Origin of the sequence: Legionella pneumophila subsp. fraseri (genome assembly GCF_000586315.1) — a bacterium.
GTDB lineage: Bacteria > Pseudomonadota > Gammaproteobacteria > Legionellales > Legionellaceae > Legionella > Legionella pneumophila_B.
Genome location: NZ_JFIM01000044.1, coordinates 1 through 18579 on the forward strand (window position 1 = coordinate 1; position 18579 = coordinate 18579).

The following is an 18579-nucleotide window of genomic DNA, read 5'->3' on the forward strand; positions in this document are numbered from 1 at the left end:
ATGCCTAACGGAATTAGTGATCAAGTCCTCCGGAATACGCAATGATCAAGATAGGCTAAATGGAAAACATCATGATCTTTTAGAGAAGGACTTTGATTATACCTTAAGCGGGTGTCGGCTTTTAGGGCGAGATTTTAAGGAACTATCTCTAGAAACTAAGATTCGTCTTAAGGAGTTATTTGATGATCCCATCTTAATGGATAATCTGGCTATTTCTATAACTCACTCTCAACTTGAATACGTTCATGCGCTCTCGATGCTTGAAATGATCAAGAAAGGATTTAATGATTAACATAAATTATTCAGATCCTTGTACTCATCATGTTAAGAAAACAGAGATTTTTTAACATAAGTACATGTTCGTGTTAAAAAAAGTGGATTTTATTCTTGAGAATCATGCACGCAAGATTATTGGTATTGAAGTTAAAGCAAGTCAAACTATTCTTAATCAAGATTTCCGTAGTTTGAGAAAACTGGCTAGTTTAGCTGATAAAAACTGGGTTAGCGGGATAGTTCTATATAGTGGAGATAAATGCTTGTCGTTTGGAGATAATCTCTGGGCAGTTCCTTTCACATTTCTTGATTAAATAATTATTCTTTTTTCTCAAAAAAATAAAATGAGACGTCAAAATTTGATTTTTTTTCATTAAAGGGATCTGCAACAATAAAATACTGATAGGCATTAGATGCAGTACCCGTGTTGGATAATGGGGATTCTATACATATATACGTTTGCTTTTTTGAATCCACTATCTTCCACCAACCTGCAACCTGAGCAATAGCGGTTGTTGGCTTGATAGCTGGGTTAGTGGAATAATTATTAGCTGATTCCACTTTAATCTTATGATCTGCAATGATTAAGTAGGGTTTATCATCACATGTTGCTGATCCATAAAGTTTACCACCAATTTCCGTATCGAACTGATTTTTGCAATTAGGCTCTGAATCTTTATTATAGCCAATACCTTCAATTTCAGTCATAAGGACAGATTTATTTGCTGGATTATTGTTTTTACATGATTGAATAACTTCAACAGGCGGCATCGCATGTGATACTCCGTATATCGATAAACAAACTAGATACATGCTTATTTTTTTTATATACATTGCTTCGCCCCGGTAGCTAAAAATTCTTTACTTAATTTCCAAAAAATTGTCTTATTATGTCCCGCAGTAGATACATAGGTATGGCTAAAATACTTACCATTCCTCCCTTTTTTATGGAATGGTTTAGGCTCAGTAACATCAAGTACATTGTGTTTTGGGTTTGAAAATTTAAATCCGTATTTATATCTATAAGCAGATGCTCCATTTGTTTTTACATCTACCCCATCCCAAAAACATCCACCATTTGAATAGTCTTCCCCATTCGACAAAGCGTTCCTGGCAGCTTTATAGGCTAATTCTACTCCATTGCTGTTAATATTACACATCAAATTATAGTACCGTTCATTTTTTGTCTTAAGGGCTGTTGCATAAGCAAAGTTAGGATCTTTTGAAATGAGTTCACTGACCGATTTATATCCATAAGCTTTCATTCTTCGCAAAGTAGCACTCGCAATTCCTGCCATTTCTTCATAATCATTGCTCCAATGTGATTCGCCATAAGCAACAGCCGCTAACAATTGTTCTTCAGAAACACTATCAGGATCAGGAATACAAGGTCTATTTTCGCGAGTACAAATCAATTTATCTGTTTCAAATGTCCAACTTTGATCTGGGCACGTAGGAAAATCATCGCAAAAATTATGAGGTTTATTGAAATAGCTAATTGACCCATTTGCACAGAACCATGTATCTGCACCGATTATCATATTATATGAGGGTAACGTGTAGCAGGCAGGATTTACATTTTTTGAAGGAACAATACCCCAAAAAAATTTATCCCCCATTTTTTTGCAGGCTTCTTCATAATCATGCCCCCAAGAAATACCCCCATCTTTAGGGTTATTAATCAAGTAAATGGCTTCAACAGGATAATTAAAAACCATAACTGGCTTAGTTGATTCAGCAAATAGCACGCCACAGATAATTAAAAATATCAAAACTTTTTCTGTAATTCTCAACCAATTTACCAACATTAAGTGCCATTAACACCAAAGTGCATTTTATTTTAACATAATATTTTCCAATTTCCCGTGGGTATCACAGATTAATAGGATTTTATGCACCTTTAGGAACCGTTGTTTGAATTTTAGTAAAGGTAGTCATGTTAAGATTTTTGAGTTTTCTTAACATGAGACATTTATCTGAAACCATATAGCTTTAAAATTAATCAATAAAAGTAGCTGGTGTAACATGAAATCGTGCTGCTAATTTCTTGATATGAGAAAGATTAAGTTGGCGTTTTCCATTTAGTATTTCAGAAACAACACCCTGGCTACCAATTTCATTTTTAAGATCACCTTGATCCAAGCCATGTTGTTCCATGAGAAATTTTAACGCATCAATACCGCTTCCTTTTTGGAGTTGCTCATCATGATTTTCATCATAATGAGTTATCATATGGCTGATTACATCAACTAACCCCATTAACTCATGAGATTCATTGTCACCAACGATATCCAACAATTGATCGAGCATGCTGGCAAGCTTCTCATATTCATCGTCATTTTGAGGATCATGAATAACGGGAGAGATATGTTTCCAATGCTGGATTGTCTCTTCTAAATAATGATTGTGTGCTAACGCAGTCATATTCGCTCCTTCCACTTATTTTTATCATATTCTTGATGGGTCAAGATATGACGTATATACAATTTTTTTCGATTAAAATGGATGCTTGTTATTAAACGGAGTTTATTACCCCCTATATCAAAAACATACAAATCACCCACTTTATCAATGCTGTTAAAAGCAGCTTTTAACTCAGCAAAATTTTTAAAGTCATTCTCTTCGATAACTTTCAACCACCCTGCAAGAGCAGATGCACATTGAGGAAACAATACCTTTGCCTCTGTAATTCTTCTTCTAGTTATTATATGCATAGCAAATAAATATCCTTGTTAAATCAAATTATATCTCATTTTGAGATATTTGCAAAATAATCATTACTCATTCTGGCTAAACATCATGTGTTGATGAATGAAATTAGCTACTTGTTGCATGGGTTTCCTCAACCGCTCCACATCTTTCATAATATATCCTGCTGTAACATCATTATTCATTTTATGATTAAGCAAACGCTTCAAAGCATAAGCAGGCAAATCAAGACTATCAGCTATGGTCGCAAAAGTTCTTCTCAAGTCATGTAAAGTAAATGGAACACCAGATAACTCCACTACCCTATTCACCGCCTTTTTAGGTTCATAGATATAACCGGTTTTACTTTCCGCTGGGAATACAAACTCACTGGTTTTATTCCGACTTCTGCGTTCCATTAGCTCATAGACAAAATCAGACATAGGTAATGTGTGTATTTCATGGTTTTTGGTGTCTTGAAGGGTGATTGTTTTGGATTTGAAATCAATATCCTTCCATCGCAAAGAGGCTGCTTCCATTTTTCGCATACCGGTGAATAAGAGCAATAAAAAATAATCATGCCACAGTAAGGCATTGCGGTAGTTGTCTGTCTCCACCAATACAATGACTGCTTTGTACCAGTCAGCTAATTGATGGGGTTTGATGACTGTTTGTTTTCGATCTACTCGATACCATGCCCGGGTATGCGATAGGTATTTGACTGGGTTAATAGTAATGATGGGATGGCCATTGCCGTCTTGATATTCATACATGGCATAATTAAAAATAGCCCTTAATACCCTCATAGCATTGTTAGCCCGTGCTTTACTATTTGCCTGGCCATGCTTGGTGTGTCGTTTAGCAATCATCTCTCGGGTAATATTCACTAATGGTTTATCAAGCCAGTCAGGTACAACTTCATGCAATACACATTGATAATCATTTAAAGTACGTGGCTTTAAATCTTTTCGTGCTTTTAGATAATCATTCAGAACTTGCTGTAAGGTCATGGCATGAACTTTCTTAGTTTTCTTCTCTGCGATAGGATCATCACCCCTAGCCACACTTCCCAAAAGACTCTTGGCTTGCTTTCTTGCTTCTTCAACCGTCAAATTGCCGTATTTGCCTAAGGTCACTCTTTTAACCTTACCGTTGATTCTGGTTTCAACAATGAAGCTTTTGACGCCACCTGAGGTAATTCTTAAAGCAAAGCCTTTTAAATCATTATCACGATAAAACGTTTGGGTTTTACCGGGGATATGTTCGAGTTTATCAACGATGGTTTTGGTTAATTTGATTCCATTTTCGGTTGCTGCCATTTTTACCCCTAAAATTCCATGTAGACGCCATGTAGACAGTTTATTTAAAACCAAATATTTGTCAATAAAATTAAAAATGGCTAAATATCGTTGATTTTAAAGGATTTTTAAAAGAAATTAAAAATTGGTAAAAGTAGATAAAACCCCTATTTTACAGACTCATAATCCGTTGGTCCCAGGTTCAAGTCCTAGTGGGCCCACCAATTTATATATAAAATCAATGAGTTACGATCTAACTCCTATTTTAGTTCAAAAATATTTGCGTGACCTTGCGTGACTTAAATCACATAATTCCAAACCAATACAAATTTAACTTATTGTTTTATAAGGGATTATACTTAAGAACCAACGGATTATTGGTCCTCTGCTTCAGATTGGCTATTAAGAAACCATTCATAGCCATCCAAGTGCACGTTTCCGCATCGTATAGAAACTCCTCAAAATGGCAGTTATGAAGCATTTCTCACGTAAAGGAAGTTTTCATTAATAGGTTTCTTTTATCTTACTTACCAGGTGTCTTGTCAGGGCTTTTACCTAAATAGAAACCTGGAGGCACAGGACTATAAATACCATCCCATTACGTTACAACTGACGATAAATCAAGTGTTGAAGAGTCATCGGCTGCAACCACAAATCCAAATCAACGCTATCGTATGTCATGGGCCGAGCGGTTAAAACGAGTATTTAATATTGATATTACAATCTGTCAGCATTGTCAGGGTAATGTTCGAATTATTGCTTGTATCAAAGATAAAAATATCATTGACAAAATTTTGTCTCATATAAATAAAAAGCCTAGGAATCAAGAAGAGCTCCTAAAGACTTTGCCTGTTAGGGGGCCTCCTGAGCTCGTTTCATTGATAACTTCAAATAGAACCGGCTAATTATATTTAATACTGTCTTACTACAGTAGGAATACACTCATCTTGAAAATCAAGAATGGCCAAAAAAATGACACAGACTCCCTGTCTCAAGTTTAGATTTTATAAATAACAACCTTGATTTTATTCTGCTGCTACAAAAAACCATAAAAATTGCCCTGCAAATTTAGAGTATCATTTTGTCTTGTGTTAAAAGATTGCGTTAAAAGATCTGGTTTATTTCCCTTATGTGCTTCTTCAGGGGCAACATCAACAAAAAACATAATGGACAGGCTCATAAATAATCAGCACAAATTATACATGATGCCCGGTTTTAACTCAATCGGAACTGTAGGTTGGGTCATTGACCCAACCTACAAGAAAATCCCACAGAATCATCAGCTGAATTTTTAATATCATGAACCGGAGATACCGATACAGAGCAAAGATCCCGCATGATATTCATCATAGAAAACTCCCTCGAAACTTCCTCCATTCCCTCAAACATCTCATCTAAAAATTTTAATCCTTCATCCATCTTATTACATCCCTGCTCACGTTTAACCAAAAGGCCAATCATCCACGAGCTTAGTATCTGAAGCGCCAAATTACGCTTAATTTCAGAAGACTCAGGGGTCCTCATAATTCCAATAAAGAATTTTAACAGTCCTTTTTCGTTATCAGTTAATTCTGCATCTTTCTGAGTTTGCCCTATTACCTGTTGAGGAAACTTCGTCCATTGTTCCATAATGGGTTTAATTGCCCTATCCAATACTCGAGGGATAACACTCATTAACTGTTGTGAGGTCAGTCGATGAGAGAACGCATAGAGTACTTTTGATGCATCATGCTGAATGGATTTATCCCCAGAACCTAAGTCATTTAATAGAGGCAATATAAAAGGCTCAAATTGCTCTGGACTTAAATAGGGAGTTAAAATATGAAGTGCCTCTATACGGGCAGGACGATACAAATCCTGGATATCCATCAAATCATTATAGAGTGACTGAGCAACAGTGTTCAATTGTTCGTGATTTAAACGAGGCAATAAAAAACCAAATGCCTTGAGTGATGCTTCTCGGACGTAATAATGCCGATTAAATCCATTTAATATGGGTGCAATAAAAGGATTTAAGAGTTCTGATGATATAGGTTCCTTTATAGCCGCAAACGCTTCTAAAGCATAACATTTAATCTCATCAGATTCATGAGCTATATTGGTTAATACGGATGGTAGGAAAGTTTTAGTTTGCGCTGAGTTCAAATAAGGCATTATCTCAATGAGTATCTTTAATCCATTATCTACATCTCGACTGTGCCGGCCTAACCTGTCAAGTACAGGTTGCACAAAAACATCAGGTTGCTGATGGCAATGTTCTCTTAAGTAAGGAGCTAAAATTACAAATAAATTACGTGCCATGTCACGTTCATTAAAATTGACATGGATTAAATTCTGAAGAATATAAGGTATAAATACTTCAACCTGCTTGGCTCCAAAATAAGGTATTAATATTCTTAATATGGCCAACATAGAAAAATGTATGTGTATATCATCACTAGCTAAACCAGTAAGTATTGGCTTTATTAAAGGATTTAGCTTCTCGGGGCTGACATGTGGTCCAATTTGCTTGAGTAATAAGGCGACATGTCCCCCTCCTATACCGTCAGTATAGGTAAGTTTATCTTTTAGAGATATTAGCAATAAACCAAGGTTTTCAACGCCTAAATAAGGAACTATATTGGGGTAACTTATTAACTGGTGGGCGCTTACTTTAAAATCAGAAGCCAAATACCCTGCCAAAGGCGCCATAAATTCTTTTAATTGATCAGGATTCAAATAGTATGCCAAATCAATCAATAGTGCTATGATACGAATAGGGATATTTCCAGATGCATCTCCATGACTGCTTAATACTCTTTGCATTAAATCTGCACGTTGCTTGGAAGACAAATAAGGCACTATAGCCTTAAGAATTTCTCTGCTTAAATTGCAGATCAGCAGATTTCTATGAGTCAAACGCTTTACTGTCGGCTCGATAAATATACTTAACTGCTCATAATTTAATTGGGCAGCAACACTCATTAATATTGTGCTAGCTGACTCGAAAATAAAAATATCATCTTCCATGATACCATTTAATATTACAGGTATACATTCACTGAGCTGCTTAGAAGTTAAATAAGGTACCAAACATAGAAATGTTTTCACCGCTGTCATACGAATGCGAAAATCTTTATGGGCTAAACTATCCAGCATAGGCTGCCAAAAATTAGCAAACTGTGCAACGCTGAAATGAGGTGCCAAAATCTTGATTAGAGATAATGCAGTAAAACGTAAATCCTCCTTAGAACTAATCATATGCTCCAATAAAGGTGTGATAAAAAGATTAAGTTGTGTGGAATTCAAATACGGAGCAATTCCGTAAAGCATTTCTGGCGCCCGAGGGGTAAAATGTTCCCCCTCATATTTTGGCGTCATTATAGTTTTAATGAGTTCATCGCGCTGCTCGATCGTCAATACCCACGCAAACTTTTTTAACGTTCTTATATTTTCCTGTGTTTCAATTTTTGGCAATAATGCATGCAATTTGACTCTATGATTTGCCTGCTCTCGCTGTGACGGACTTAGCAACCAATCAAGCCCTGCCAGTTTTATAGCATAAGGAGCATTAATCAGCCTTAAAAAAACATTCTTCCTGTCTGGCCTACATGCACTAGGAAAACGTCGACCGAATTTTAATAATTTATGCTGAAACTCTTCCGCCTCTCCTCCCTCCAGGCTCCATAATGCATTTAAAGCCGCACGGTGGGCTTTTAAAGGCTTTTTAGCCGCACTAATGAATAGCATAAGTTTTGCAGGAGGTAATTTTCTAAAAATTTCGAATAAAACATCTTCAGGCGTGTCAGCATCAAATAGCATAATTTAATAAATTTGAAACATTTGTTACAAATCATAACATATAGCTCATTTTGATTTCAATTCATAGAGCAGGGCATATTAGACCTGGGTAGATTGGGTCATTGACCCAACAAATCAATTCCCCAAAGCACTGGAGGGTGTCAGATTATTCGTTGACGAAACACTACAAAGATCCATGATAACCTTAAAAGTCGAAAGCTGTTTGGTATCTTTCAAGTCCTTAAACTAACTGCGTAAAAACACATACCCCTCATCAATCTTCCTGCATCCGTCAAGGCTTTTCTCCAACAAGCCAACCATCCATGAGCTTAACGCCTGCAGCGCAAAATTTCGCTTCGACTCGCAGAGCTTAGGATTATTAATAATCTTGATAAAAGTCGTTCAGGGTCATAAAAGTCGTTCAGGGTCAGATCTTGCCCTTTGCCTCTTGTATATAATGTTGTTTTATAATTCTGCTAATTCTTGAGTAATGAAGCCCAAAATATTTTCCAATTTCTTTCATAGAATACAATCCACTTTTATATGAACTATATATTGCCTCATCTCGATTGCCTGACATTCGTTCATATTCTTCAATTGTAAAGCCTTTAACTAAATCAGGCACATGAGCCCTGGAAATATCTGTTAAATCAACTGTAGAGTCAACATAGCTCACTACTCTGGAAATAAACTCATCCGAACCAAGATATATTTGATGCTTTAAATCAATCCACGGACTTTTCTTACTTAAGCCAGCATCAACGAATTGTCCATAGTTTATTAGTGCCTCTGATTTTATAGAACCAAATGATGACAAAAGCCAGTCAACTGTAAGCCATGAAGGAATTGGTACTCTACCACTCGTTGCCAAATAACTACTCCAAGACCACTCATCTGCCTTTTCAACCATCCCTGCCCTAACAGGATTTAATACGATGTAACGCGACAATTCCAATAGATAGCTGTCTTTCTCAACCAATATAGATTTATAACGACCTTGCAGGACGTGCCCAATCCGCTTGTGTGATTTATTAAATTTCTGAGTGTACACCCCGTTTAGATAGCGCATTCCTTTTGATAGATTACCAAGCGGTGTTTCAATAAGTAAATGGTAATGATTTGTCATCAGACAATACGAATGGCATAGCCACTGGTATTTTAAACAAGCATCACCCAAAACAGATAAAAAGTTCTCTCTGTCTTCATCTGATAAATAGATCGCTTCTTTTCTATTCCCTCGACTGGTAATATGATAGAGCCCACCAGCAAACTCAATGCGCAAAGGTCTTACCATCGCTAATCCTGGACTTACTTAATTCCTTTTGAAAGAAAATTAATACATCGGGAAATAATTATCAAGAATTAATCCCAAACGTGCTGTCATTTATGGATAAAGACAAAGGGCAAGATCTGACCCTGTACGGTCTTAATGTAGAGGGATGCCTTAATAATTTTTTCGATATCGCTCTTATCGATAAACCCATATCGAGATAGGTATATAGTCGTTGTCGATCATTCTTCGTTAAATGAGTATAATCCCTCATGTGACAGACTCCTTTGCTTTGGTATTCTCGTACTCAACAACTTGAATATACAGCATTTTTGTCTGTCGCACTTCTAGTTAGAATTTGCCGAAAGTTCAAAAAAGTCATGTAGACACAATGTAGACAAAAAAATAAGTAGACATTACTATTTGTTAATCTCAAACCCAAATCAATAAAAGTACTTTCTTATGTTAATTTTCAACTGTACTAAAGCAGCCTCAGATTTTTTCACAACTATTCGTAAAGGTAACAAACTATCTCTAATGTCACCAACGCCACAGAGAGAGCTTGCTGAAGAACCTGTCTTGCATAACCACCAACAGTGGCACTGGATGGTTCATGTTAAAAAATTTGGTCACAGAAATGTCTTACTAGCAATGGATACCGATTCACGTTTCTGTATGATTTTTTGGGGATCAAAAAAGGGAAACATTCAACATTTCCTTGAACAATTTCATGACCGATTTAGTCTTCATATTATCGCTGTTATTAATATGGGAGGACAAGATGAAACATTATTAAATGCAAGCATGGAATCATTCTTAGAAAATCACCATGAATATGCATTTGTTCCTCGAGGCGATCGCTCAGTACAAGCGCATATCAATGATGCTCTGATGAATCTCCAATATGAACAGTATCGTTGGGAAGATGACATCCCAACTGAAGAAGAATTATTTATTAGCGATTTAAGACACAACGACACCCCGAGAAAACGTAAACAAGATAAAGACTACATATTTCCAACTGAAATATTATTTAGTACTTGGCTATCTCGCTATGCTAATTTAGATGAACAAACGATTAAGTATACTATTAGCAAATATCGACAAACCAATAGCCAATTATGGAGATTTCCATTTGATATTGATGTTGGAGATCTAAATTTTAACGAAATTGAAGCAGTAATTGCTGAAGCACTCTCTGATAATGTCTTATCATTTGAAGATTATTTTAAACAAAAAAACTGCAAATAAGTTTTATTTAACTTAAGCGTTCCTCCCTACTAAAAGCGCTACGAGAATCATTAATTAATCCCTATTTTCGGCTAAAGAAGTGTTCATCGATACCAAGCACAACGGGACAAGGGGTATTCATGAGCTCCCTTGCTTGTTCCTGATAATGGCGATGATACCAACGCTCAATAGTCGCTTTTCCCTTGTTAAATCGGTTTGCAAGCTCTTTTTGAGAAATACCATGAGTATGTTCATGAAACACGGCAGCCTGTAAACGCCAGGTAGACCTCTGATGTTTATTAATACCAGGGAACTGTTGATTACCGTACCGATTACACGTATTACAGTAAAGCTTATACGCCCGAACTGCTTTGCTGGTGCAATGGGCACACCTGGGCAAACGATTGTAGGTAAGGTCTAATATAAGTGGCTGATATCCACTCACTTTTACTATAGAAAATCCAGGTAAATTTAGGATAAGATTATATTTCGGCACTTTAATTTCCTTTTGATCGCTAAATCAAGGACTTAGTCTAGACTAATTTAATTAAAGTGCCCCTTTTGCTGGGGTAGAGCCCCAAAATTATTAATAAATGACTTCAAACACTTCTAAGCTAGTAATTATTTATCAGGGACTTAAAATAATTTTTACAATCTTCCGGTAAAGTATTTAGTTCAAGGTCACTTGCAATAGTCTCTCCATGATTACTTCTCATGCTAATAAAATATTTCTTTTCTGCTTCAGTTGAGTTAAATGGAATTTTATCCAAATCTTTTATGACCTTTTTCTCTTGATTCTTAACACAGGTACTAACACACTGATTACTAATATTGCTAAGTCGAGAATGCTTTTTATTAAATTTTAAATACTTATCCATCTTTAAACATATCGATTGATATTCCCCATTCTCATAAAGAAATATAAATTCTTCTTCCAGTTTAAAATCCTTTTCAGATAAAATTTTTTTCGACTTATCACAAAGCGTATCTAAATCAGCTTTAAAAGAACTGCTCATCTTTTTGTGTATTAAGGATAGGCTCTCAATATACCTTCTTATACAATAGGATAAATGAAATTTAACATCATATTCTGGCAAAACACTTTTTCTAAATTTTTTATTAGCTCTTAGTGCCTTGGTATCGATAAGGGGATTTGTATAGTACTTAAGATTTTCATTCTCTACCCATTCTCCTCCTAAAATCAATGAAGATAAGGGATCATTATTATGCTGAGCATAATTTCTTAATGAGTCAATAAACCGATAACTAAAGTTTGTGTCATACTGCAATGAGCATTCAATTTTAAATAAATCTGCTTCACCCATGAGTTTTTTCAAAATAGATGGACTCTTATCAATATAAGCTTTAGTAGTAGATAATAGATTTAGAAGCTTTATAGTAACGTCAGTTATATGGCTGTCAAATTCATCTATTGATTGAGGGCCATTAACCAATTGACCAATAGACTTTTGAGCTATTGTGTTTTCATAATCTAAGTAGTTTTGAATCAGATACTCAAAATTTCTTTCAAATGACAGTGCTAGGCGAAGTTTTTCGCTAGTTTCCTTTAATATAGCCGCTTCTTCTTCAGAAATGGTTATTAGATTTTGATTATATTTTTTCCTAATCCGAAACATTTTTATACCTCTTCCATGTATTATTTTTCCAATTATAGTTTAATTATATTTTCAGCGGGCGTAGTACGTTTGCTTGCAAACAGGGATGCCAACCTAAAATTTATAAACAAAATAAGATTTTATTTGCATACCTAATAAAAACACACGGGACAAAAGGGACAAGTGGTTCATCCGCACTAGGACTGGGCTATCGCGGTCACCACCACAAATTACCTAGGTGGAGCATAAAGGGGTCAGATCTTGCCTTTTGCTTCTTAAAATAAAAAAGCAAAAGGCAAGATCTGACCCTGAACGATCCCTCAATTATTCAACCTCTTTCATTATTTATTTCATGATTTACACGGCCGCTTTAGGGTCTCAATCGACATTCCCGATCGGTAACATTTTTATTTAATATCTAAAAAAACATGATATTATTACCGATCGGGAACATTTTGTGGAATTTTCTTCAAATAAGGTATAAAATTACCGTACGGGAACATTAGAAGAAAAATGATGATTCAATCTCCAGAAAATATAGGACGTTATATTCGCAAAGTTCGTAAAGAACTTAATGTTACCCAAAAAGATTTGGCTTTAACTGCTGGAACTGGATTGCGTTTTATTATCGATTTGGAAAATGGAAAGCCCACTTGCCAAATTGGAAAAATGCTGCAAGTACTACAAGTACTTGGGATTCAACTCAACTTATCTCATACTGATTTCGAAAATGAAAAATCATAAACTTGATATCTATCTTAACCAAACACTAGCAGGCCAATTACGTATCGATACGCATGGCGAGATGTCTTTTGTGTATGATGAAGGCTACCTGGAAAACAATAAAAATCTCCCGTTGTCACACTCCCTTCCCCTTCAACAAGCCCCTTACTCAACGAAGCAATGCCGTCCGTTTTTTAGCGGACTATTGCCTGAAGCCCATATGCGTACTGCTATTGCCCGTCAATTGGGTATCAGTGAAAAAAATGATTTTGCCTTATTAGCAGCTATTGGTGGTGAGTGTGCCGGAGCTGTGATGATATTACCTCAAGATACATCCATAACTCAGCTAAAGCCAGACTATAAAATTATCAAAAAACAGGATGTATTAGAAATCCTGCAAACCATGCATCAAAGACCCATGATAGTCGGTGAGGATGGAATTCGTTTATCCCTTGCTGGAGCTCAGGATAAACTTCCAGTTGCCATTATTGAAGGAAATCTCGCAATACCAATGAACGGTGCACCGAGTACTCATATTTTAAAACCAATTAATCGAGACTTTCCCTCCTTAATTGAAAATGAATCTTTCTGCCTTAATCTGGCACAAAAAATTGGATTAAATGCTGTGGACGCATCAATCCATTATGCTGATGGTACCCCTTATCTGTTGGTTAAACGTTATGATCGGGTTGAGACAAAGCAAGGAATCCAACGTCTTCATCAAGAAGATTTTTGTCAGGCAATGGGCATTAGCCCTGAAATGAAATATCAGCGAGAAGGCGGCCCCCAAATTAGTGAGTGCTTTGGTTTGATAAGAGAGATATCAAGCCTCCCTGTCCTTGACATAAAAGAATTATTACAAGGGATTCTGTTTAATGTCATTATTGGCAACAATGATGCACATAGCAAAAACTTCTCTTTGCTCTATCATGGTTCAAAAGTTCGTTTAGCACCTTTCTACGATCTGATTTCAACCGTATATTATCCTAATCTTGCCAGTAAAATGGCGATGAAAGTTGGAAGTAAATATGATTTTGATGGCCTATTTCCACGCCACTTTATACAAATGGCAGAGGAGGCTCGTTTATCGGGTGCCTTAGTGCGTAAAGAAGTCTTGAATCTAATTAGCAAAATTCAAAAGAACATAACCGCCAGCCCCTTTACCAGCATCATTTTGCAACGTGCTGACAAATTATTTCAAAAGTTCCAGAAGGCTTCAACAGGATAATGTTTGTAATAATAGTTAGCTACGTCAAATATAATCAACTTAACTCCGCTGTTTCCATCATATGCTCAAGTATAAAATTAGCAACCTGTTGCATCGGCTTACGCAACCGCTCAACATCTTTCATGATATATCCCGCTGTAACATCATTATTCATTTTATGGTTGACTAATCGCTTCAAGGCATCAGCAGGTAAATCAAGGCTATCTGCGATAGTCACAAAAGTTCTACGAAAATCATGCTTGGTAAATGGAACGCCATATAACTCCACTACCCTATTCACCGCCTTTTGAGGTTCATAAATATAACCGGTTCTACTTTCATCTGGGAATACAAATTCACTGGTTTTATTTCGGCCTCTGCGTTCCATTAACACACAAACAAAATCCGACATAGGCAAAATGTATTTCTTGATTTTTGGGTCTATTCGCACCTAATTTGAAATCATTTTGTTTAAATCAGATTGCAATATAAAATCTTTAAACAATTGATGTATATAAAGAACGCTTTTTTCTTTGTGATATACCATATAATACTCATTATCCACATTAAGCCAATCAGGTAATACCTTAACCAACGTTTTGTGTTTCAAAGCATCTGAACATAAATAGTAAGGCAGAAAGGCAATACCATGATGAAGGCATGATATTTTATGCAAAAAAATTAAGGAATTACTTTCTATTACAGGATTTTTAACATGTATTTTAAATACCTCTTCCTCCTTTTTTAAAAGCCAATCAGGCAAGGAGCTATGTTTTAGCAGCTGATGATTAAACAAATCCGCTGGATTTTTGATTGGTGAATTATTAGATAAATATTCAGGGGAGGCGACTAAACATCGTGGTACTGCTCCAATATAGCGGGATACCAATCCCGAGTCAGTCAATTTCCCGGTTCTAAAGGCAAAATCAATGCCCTGCTGTGTTAAATCCACAAATTGATCGGTAATAATTAAACGAATCTTAATTTGAGGATAAAGTAATTTAAACTGATGCAATAAGGTAGGAAATAAATCTAAACCTGAAATCTCAGGACAGGTAATAACCAGCTTTCCAGAGGGTGCCTTAGCGTATTCCCGCAAATGATTTTCAGCATGAATCACTTCTTTCAGCATGGTTTGGCAATGTTCAAATAAGATTTCACCACCTAAAGTAAGACTTAAAGAACGCGTGGTTCTGTTAAGTAATTTTATATCAAGCTTACCCTCTAACTGAGAGATTTTTTGACTGACCCATGCTTTGGAAATCCCAGCCTCCAATGCGGCTTGAGTGAAGCTTCGCTTTTTTACTACTAATGCAAAAATTGCCAAATCATTTAGATTAAGTGAATTGTTTATCATAGCGAACAATGAGTTTATATTATTTGGTCTAATCAATTAATTGGCTAATCTATACCATTAACGCTTGATATACAATAACCAGGAGCTATCATGCGTTTTATAATAATTTTCATTTATTTATTGTTACTTAACCCCGTTTTTGCTGAAGTAATTCATTATCAGACCGATACTTTTGCAAAGATTGCGGCACAGTATAAGAAGTTAGGAACAGATCCGAAGACCACTTTAATGGTGTTTGATTTGGATGACACATTAATTACCATGACTCAGCCCTTAGGCAGTGTTGGTTGGTGGGACTGGCAACATGAATTACAGAAACAAGGAGGAGGTTCAGATAAATTATTCACTAAAGATTATCAACAATTAGTGCGCGTCCAAAATATTTTATTTCAATTGGTTAAAATGGAAGTAACCGATGAATATGTACTGCCCTTTCTAAAAGACGCTGCAAATCAAGGCACAACCCTCATGGGATTAACCGCGCGTGGAAAAGAACATTTAAGTGCCACACTGATGCAACTTAAAGATAATCAATTCACGATAGATGATAAATTATTATTCAGAAAAAAAGGATTAAAATTAAACAACAATAAAACATCGGTAGCTGGTAATTTTCATTGCCCACAATTTAGTCGAGAAGTAATTTATCAGCAAGGTATTATGTTTCTTGATGGAGAGGACAAAGGTGAAGCCCTACTTTGTATTCTAGCTAATACAAAACAAGATATTAAAACTATCCTTTTCGTCGATGATGCAAAAAGGAATATAGTATCTATGGATAACGCCTTTGCAAATCGTGATGAGTTCCTGGTTTTGAATGTATTCTACACCAAAGAAAATGCCAAGGAGCTAGAAATTCAAACAAATCCGCATCTGCAAGCACAAGTATTTGAGCAATGGAATTTTATCAAAGAGAACTTAAATAATGTCATTATTCGGTCAAATTTCTAAAACAACTAATATTTGTAGTGAATTCCTTCGATAAAAATTACAATATAATCAATTGCTTATTTTAGCATTGAGGGGCCCATAATCCGTTGGTCCTAGGTTCAAGCCCTAGTGGGCCACCAATTTAATTTTAAAATCAATAAGTTAAACTTGACCTTCCCAACCCGTCGCATAGAGTTCAAATCTCAAAAGTAGCATAGTTACTTTTGATAATAATTCAAATCTATCAAGCAAGCCTCCTTGCTTTTTAGCAGAAGGAACATGAATTTTTTTCATTGTTTTAATATCGCTCCAAACTATCTCATTATTGAATAGTCATGCATTAAATACCTCTATGTTTAATACACATAACAGTCATTTAGAAATAAATATTCCCCCAAACAACATGAGGTCAGAAGTATGTAGATAATTTTTTTCTTCACTTCGCATCATCAAACAATTTTCCATAGTTCCGCCCTTGATTCCTGGATACAACAATATCAGATCTTTTAATTTGCTTGATGGCTAATTCTAAACCATGCTTAATCGGCAGTGCAGAAAGCTCTTTGAGATATTCCCCTAGCTTGCCTCTTAATTTTTTAGATTTAGGAGTTTTTAACTTGCCTGCAGAGTCATTCATCAATAAATATCCTTTTTTGGAGATTACCTGAAAACATAAATCAATTTTTAAATACTACCAGCTTTCTCTATGACAAGTATTCTTGCAGCCCCTTTTGGATAAGCTACATGCTCACATCCTTCTTTCAAATAACATATGTCCCCACTATTTAATTCTTTTTGATTTTCTACACCACCCTCACGGTAGTGCATAATCACTTTTCCAGACAGCACAACAAAAACCTCATCCCCATCATTCTTATGCCAAATATATGGTTGATCCGCCCAATGCAGTCTAATGCTCGCATCAGATATTTGAGCAATATCTAATGCTTGCCATGTAAAATCGCCAGTAAATAATGATGATTTAATTATTTGCATATTACCTTTCGCTTATTAAATTTTAGTGGTTTTAGACTCCTGGCTAGCAGCCAGAACGAATAATCCTTTTTGCTCCAATTTCCTAACTAAATTATAATCACTTTCAACTTGTTCTTTTGATTCATGGCTTAGAATTAATAGACCAGGCATGGAAAAAAGATCGACTGTTTTCTTAAGATACTTACCTGGTCGAACGTTAAGTTTAAGAGTTACAAAACTAATTAATTTTTTAATATACTCTAGATTTTGATGTTCATCTAAAATGGGTCTATTCCGAAGACATCGGTTACAAATTATACTGGAGACAAAGGTAACACTTTAGGCCCTAAAGGATTACATAAACTTCCAAGAAGCAGCGGACTAAAAAACGCCACTTCCCCATATAAGTTGATCATCTACATCAGCGCTCATCCTCCAGAATTTTAATACTCATTATTAAAATTTCATTAAGAATTTTAAGAATACGCTAATTATTCATCGATAAAATGACACTTATCAATTCAATAAGATCAAAAATTATTCATATTGAAGCGATGAATTTATTAAATAATTGTAAAATAGGAGTTATCCATGCGTAGCAGAACAGAAAAATTAAGCAGTAAACGTTCGATCATCAATCATGATCATTTAATAACTGATGAAGTCTGTATGATAGGAATTTATAGAGAAGGTGGTGACTTATCAATTTATGCTGAATCACCTGAAGGAATTGAACATTTCTCTATAAATCGGGGAAACAATCTTGATATGGTGATATTACCACATACTTTAGTTGGAACCTGGAGACATCATCAATTACTTCGTACGGTGGAACAAGCAGCACAAATTCGAACATTAAGAATAAGATCTCATGATTACATCGAACAATCAGTCACCCGAACGGAACTCGAGCAATTCAAAGAGGTATTTATGCTCGCATGCAAAGAGGAAATAAGCAATCAACCTGAGATTGAAGATTATCTCCAAACCGCTTTGGGTAAGTTACATGGGGAAGCAGAGATGACTTACAAACCAAAGTTCACAGAGCAATGCAGCATTCTCTAATTTTTATTAGAATAATCAGAGAAAAAGCTCGAGATTCAAAATCTTCGAGCTTTTTAATATCCTCCATCAGTTCGATTAGTACCAGGCTTATTTGCAAACTGTATCGTTCTCAACTAACCTCAAACTGTGTATTCCGGAGCGAAATGATCACCAATTCCGGCGGCATT

The 18579-nt window shown here is 35.7% G+C and carries 20 protein-coding genes and 4 pseudogenes; 8 read left to right on the forward strand and 16 right to left on the reverse strand.

Features of this window, described 5'->3' with window-relative positions; all coding sequences use genetic code 11:
* Nucleotides 1–292 (forward strand): annotated as a pseudogene (locus CC34_RS01000000116365) (hypothetical protein); the annotation flags it as partial.
* A gap of 70 nt (nt 293–362) precedes the next feature.
* Nucleotides 363–587, forward strand: a complete 225-nt coding sequence (locus CC34_RS0109565; protein ID WP_181049475.1) for a DUF4143 domain-containing protein — start codon at nt 363–365, stop codon at nt 585–587.
* A gap of 4 nt (nt 588–591) precedes the next feature.
* Here the strand turns inward: CC34_RS0109565 and CC34_RS0109570 are convergent, their stop codons facing one another.
* From CC34_RS0109570 to CC34_RS0109590, 5 genes are all read right to left on the reverse strand, one after another.
* Entirely contained in the window at nt 592–1107 is a 516-nt protein-coding gene (locus tag CC34_RS0109570) for a hypothetical protein (protein ID WP_028378943.1), read from the reverse strand.
* A complete protein-coding gene (locus CC34_RS0109575; RefSeq protein WP_230305071.1) occupies nt 1098–2066 on the reverse strand; it encodes a hypothetical protein in 969 nt (322 codons plus the stop codon). The genes CC34_RS0109570 and CC34_RS0109575 overlap by 10 nt, the downstream gene beginning before the upstream one ends.
* A 205-nt stretch (nt 2067–2271) precedes the next feature.
* On the reverse strand, nt 2272–2697 hold the full coding sequence (locus CC34_RS0109580) for a helix-turn-helix domain-containing protein (protein WP_027227399.1): 426 nt from the start codon (nt 2695–2697) through the stop codon (nt 2272–2274).
* The gene (locus tag CC34_RS0109585) at nt 2694–2987 is read right to left on the reverse strand and encodes a type II toxin-antitoxin system HigB family toxin (protein WP_027227400.1); all 294 of its coding nucleotides are present in this window, start codon (nt 2985–2987) and stop codon (nt 2694–2696) included. The genes CC34_RS0109580 and CC34_RS0109585 overlap by 4 nt, the downstream gene beginning before the upstream one ends.
* Nucleotides 2988–3050: 63 nt before the next feature.
* Nucleotides 3051–4280: a tyrosine-type recombinase/integrase gene (locus CC34_RS0109590; protein ID WP_027227401.1), complete on the reverse strand. Its 1230-nt coding sequence runs from the start codon at nt 4278–4280 to the stop codon at nt 3051–3053.
* A 632-nt stretch (nt 4281–4912) separates the two neighbouring features.
* On the opposite strand from CC34_RS0109590, the pseudogene CC34_RS1000000117840 reads away from it, so the two are divergent.
* Nucleotides 4913–5164, forward strand: a pseudogene (locus CC34_RS1000000117840) (IS91 family transposase); the annotation flags it as partial.
* A gap of 337 nt (nt 5165–5501) precedes the next feature.
* Here CC34_RS1000000117840 and CC34_RS0109600 read toward each other — a convergent pair.
* The 3 genes and pseudogenes from CC34_RS0109600 to CC34_RS1000000117845 form a co-directional block, all read right to left on the reverse strand.
* Nucleotides 5502–8060: a hypothetical protein gene (locus CC34_RS0109600; protein ID WP_027227402.1), complete on the reverse strand. Its 2559-nt coding sequence runs from the start codon at nt 8058–8060 to the stop codon at nt 5502–5504.
* 406 nt (nt 8061–8466) lie between these two features.
* A complete protein-coding gene (locus tag CC34_RS0109605) occupies nt 8467–9333 on the reverse strand; it encodes a transposase (RefSeq protein ID WP_027227403.1) in 867 nt (288 codons plus the stop codon).
* A 133-nt stretch (nt 9334–9466) separates the two neighbouring features.
* Nucleotides 9467–9583 (reverse strand): annotated as a pseudogene (locus tag CC34_RS1000000117845) (helix-turn-helix domain-containing protein); the annotation flags it as partial.
* A 188-nt stretch (nt 9584–9771) separates the two neighbouring features.
* On the opposite strand from CC34_RS1000000117845, the gene CC34_RS0109610 reads away from it, so the two are divergent.
* Nucleotides 9772–10560: a DUF6933 domain-containing protein gene (locus tag CC34_RS0109610; RefSeq protein ID WP_027227404.1), complete on the forward strand. Its 789-nt coding sequence runs from the start codon at nt 9772–9774 to the stop codon at nt 10558–10560.
* A 64-nt stretch (nt 10561–10624) separates the two neighbouring features.
* On the opposite strand, the pseudogene CC34_RS0109615 reads toward CC34_RS0109610, so the two are convergent.
* Nucleotides 10625–11035 (reverse strand): annotated as a pseudogene (locus CC34_RS0109615) (helix-turn-helix domain-containing protein); the annotation flags it as partial.
* A 118-nt stretch (nt 11036–11153) separates the two neighbouring features.
* Nucleotides 11154–12176, reverse strand: a complete 1023-nt coding sequence (locus CC34_RS0109620; RefSeq protein WP_027227406.1) for a hypothetical protein — start codon at nt 12174–12176, stop codon at nt 11154–11156.
* A gap of 492 nt (nt 12177–12668) precedes the next feature.
* Here CC34_RS0109620 and CC34_RS0109625 point away from each other — a divergent pair, with 492 nt between their 5' ends.
* Both CC34_RS0109625 and CC34_RS01000000116370 read left to right on the forward strand, forming a co-directional pair.
* The gene (locus CC34_RS0109625; RefSeq protein ID WP_229309790.1) at nt 12669–12899 is read left to right on the forward strand and encodes a helix-turn-helix transcriptional regulator; all 231 of its coding nucleotides are present in this window, start codon (nt 12669–12671) and stop codon (nt 12897–12899) included.
* Nucleotides 12886–14106 carry a type II toxin-antitoxin system HipA family toxin gene (locus CC34_RS01000000116370; RefSeq protein WP_032830191.1) on the forward strand — a complete coding sequence of 407 codons (1221 nt, stop codon included), beginning with the start codon at nt 12886–12888 and terminating at the stop codon, nt 14104–14106. The genes CC34_RS0109625 and CC34_RS01000000116370 overlap by 14 nt, the downstream gene beginning before the upstream one ends.
* A 34-nt stretch (nt 14107–14140) precedes the next feature.
* On the opposite strand, the gene CC34_RS0109635 is transcribed toward CC34_RS01000000116370, so the two are convergent.
* Together CC34_RS0109635 and CC34_RS0109640 are read right to left on the reverse strand one after the other, a co-directional pair.
* Complete coding sequence (locus CC34_RS0109635) at nt 14141–14473, reverse strand: site-specific integrase (RefSeq protein ID WP_229309791.1); 333 nt, start codon at nt 14471–14473, stop codon at nt 14141–14143.
* A 63-nt stretch (nt 14474–14536) separates the two neighbouring features.
* On the reverse strand, nt 14537–15442 hold the full coding sequence (locus CC34_RS0109640; RefSeq protein WP_027227409.1) for a LysR family transcriptional regulator: 906 nt from the start codon (nt 15440–15442) through the stop codon (nt 14537–14539).
* Between the two features lie 90 nt (nt 15443–15532).
* On the opposite strand from CC34_RS0109640, the gene CC34_RS0109645 reads away from it, so the two are divergent.
* Entirely contained in the window at nt 15533–16393 is an 861-nt protein-coding gene (locus CC34_RS0109645) for a DUF2608 domain-containing protein (protein ID WP_027227410.1), read from the forward strand.
* 141 nt (nt 16394–16534) lie between these two features.
* Here the strand turns inward: CC34_RS0109645 and CC34_RS1000000117695 are convergent, their stop codons facing one another.
* The 4 genes from CC34_RS1000000117695 to CC34_RS1000000117700 all read right to left on the reverse strand — a co-directional run bounded on the left by CC34_RS1000000117695 (nt 16535) and on the right by CC34_RS1000000117700 (nt 17518).
* Nucleotides 16535–16666 (reverse strand): hypothetical protein, encoded by a 132-nt coding sequence (locus CC34_RS1000000117695; RefSeq protein WP_258073780.1) that lies wholly within the window; start codon nt 16664–16666, stop codon nt 16535–16537.
* 142 nt (nt 16667–16808) lie between these two features.
* A complete protein-coding gene (locus tag CC34_RS01000000116375; RefSeq protein ID WP_229309759.1) occupies nt 16809–17009 on the reverse strand; it encodes a hypothetical protein in 201 nt (66 codons plus the stop codon).
* A 47-nt stretch (nt 17010–17056) separates the two neighbouring features.
* Complete coding sequence (locus CC34_RS0109660) at nt 17057–17368, reverse strand: cupin domain-containing protein (protein ID WP_027227411.1); 312 nt, start codon at nt 17366–17368, stop codon at nt 17057–17059.
* Nucleotides 17369–17383: 15 nt separating this feature from the next.
* Complete coding sequence (locus CC34_RS1000000117700) at nt 17384–17518, reverse strand: hypothetical protein (protein WP_258073782.1); 135 nt, start codon at nt 17516–17518, stop codon at nt 17384–17386.
* Between the two features lie 420 nt (nt 17519–17938).
* On the opposite strand from CC34_RS1000000117700, the gene CC34_RS0109670 reads away from it, so the two are divergent.
* Nucleotides 17939–18412 carry a hypothetical protein gene (locus CC34_RS0109670; RefSeq protein ID WP_027227413.1) on the forward strand — a complete coding sequence of 158 codons (474 nt, stop codon included), beginning with the start codon at nt 17939–17941 and terminating at the stop codon, nt 18410–18412.
* The last annotated feature ends 167 nt before the right edge of the window (nt 18413–18579 follow it).

Bases quoted from the DNA above. Each gene is read 5' to 3' on its own strand.
- CC34_RS1000000117700 (WP_258073782.1), bottom strand. From the start codon at position 17,518: ATGCCTGGTCTATTAATTCTAAGCCATGAATCAAAAGAACAAGTTGAA.
- CC34_RS0109670 (WP_027227413.1), top strand. From the start codon at position 17,939: ATGCGTAGCAGAACAGAAAAATTAAGCAGTAAACGTTCGATCATCAAT.
- CC34_RS0109600 (WP_027227402.1), bottom strand. From the start codon at position 8,060: ATGCTATTTGATGCTGACACGCCTGAAGATGTTTTATTCGAAATTTTT.
- CC34_RS0109610 (WP_027227404.1), top strand. From the start codon at position 9,772: ATGTTAATTTTCAACTGTACTAAAGCAGCCTCAGATTTTTTCACAACT.
- CC34_RS0109585 (WP_027227400.1), bottom strand. From the start codon at position 2,987: ATGCATATAATAACTAGAAGAAGAATTACAGAGGCAAAGGTATTGTTT.
- CC34_RS0109635 (WP_229309791.1), bottom strand. From the start codon at position 14,473: ATGGAACGCAGAGGCCGAAATAAAACCAGTGAATTTGTATTCCCAGAT.
- CC34_RS0109605 (WP_027227403.1), bottom strand. From the start codon at position 9,333: ATGGTAAGACCTTTGCGCATTGAGTTTGCTGGTGGGCTCTATCATATT.
- CC34_RS01000000116370 (WP_032830191.1), top strand. From the start codon at position 12,886: ATGAAAAATCATAAACTTGATATCTATCTTAACCAAACACTAGCAGGC.
- CC34_RS0109570 (WP_028378943.1), bottom strand. From the start codon at position 1,107: ATGTATATAAAAAAAATAAGCATGTATCTAGTTTGTTTATCGATATAC.
- CC34_RS0109580 (WP_027227399.1), bottom strand. From the start codon at position 2,697: ATGACTGCGTTAGCACACAATCATTATTTAGAAGAGACAATCCAGCAT.
- CC34_RS01000000116375 (WP_229309759.1), bottom strand. From the start codon at position 17,009: ATGAATGACTCTGCAGGCAAGTTAAAAACTCCTAAATCTAAAAAATTA.
- CC34_RS0109645 (WP_027227410.1), top strand. From the start codon at position 15,533: ATGCGTTTTATAATAATTTTCATTTATTTATTGTTACTTAACCCCGTT.
- CC34_RS0109660 (WP_027227411.1), bottom strand. From the start codon at position 17,368: ATGCAAATAATTAAATCATCATTATTTACTGGCGATTTTACATGGCAA.
- CC34_RS1000000117695 (WP_258073780.1), bottom strand. From the start codon at position 16,666: ATGAAAAAAATTCATGTTCCTTCTGCTAAAAAGCAAGGAGGCTTGCTT.
- CC34_RS0109620 (WP_027227406.1), bottom strand. From the start codon at position 12,176: ATGTTTCGGATTAGGAAAAAATATAATCAAAATCTAATAACCATTTCT.
- CC34_RS0109625 (WP_229309790.1), top strand. From the start codon at position 12,669: ATGATGATTCAATCTCCAGAAAATATAGGACGTTATATTCGCAAAGTT.
- CC34_RS0109640 (WP_027227409.1), bottom strand. From the start codon at position 15,442: ATGATAAACAATTCACTTAATCTAAATGATTTGGCAATTTTTGCATTA.
- CC34_RS0109590 (WP_027227401.1), bottom strand. From the start codon at position 4,280: ATGGCAGCAACCGAAAATGGAATCAAATTAACCAAAACCATCGTTGAT.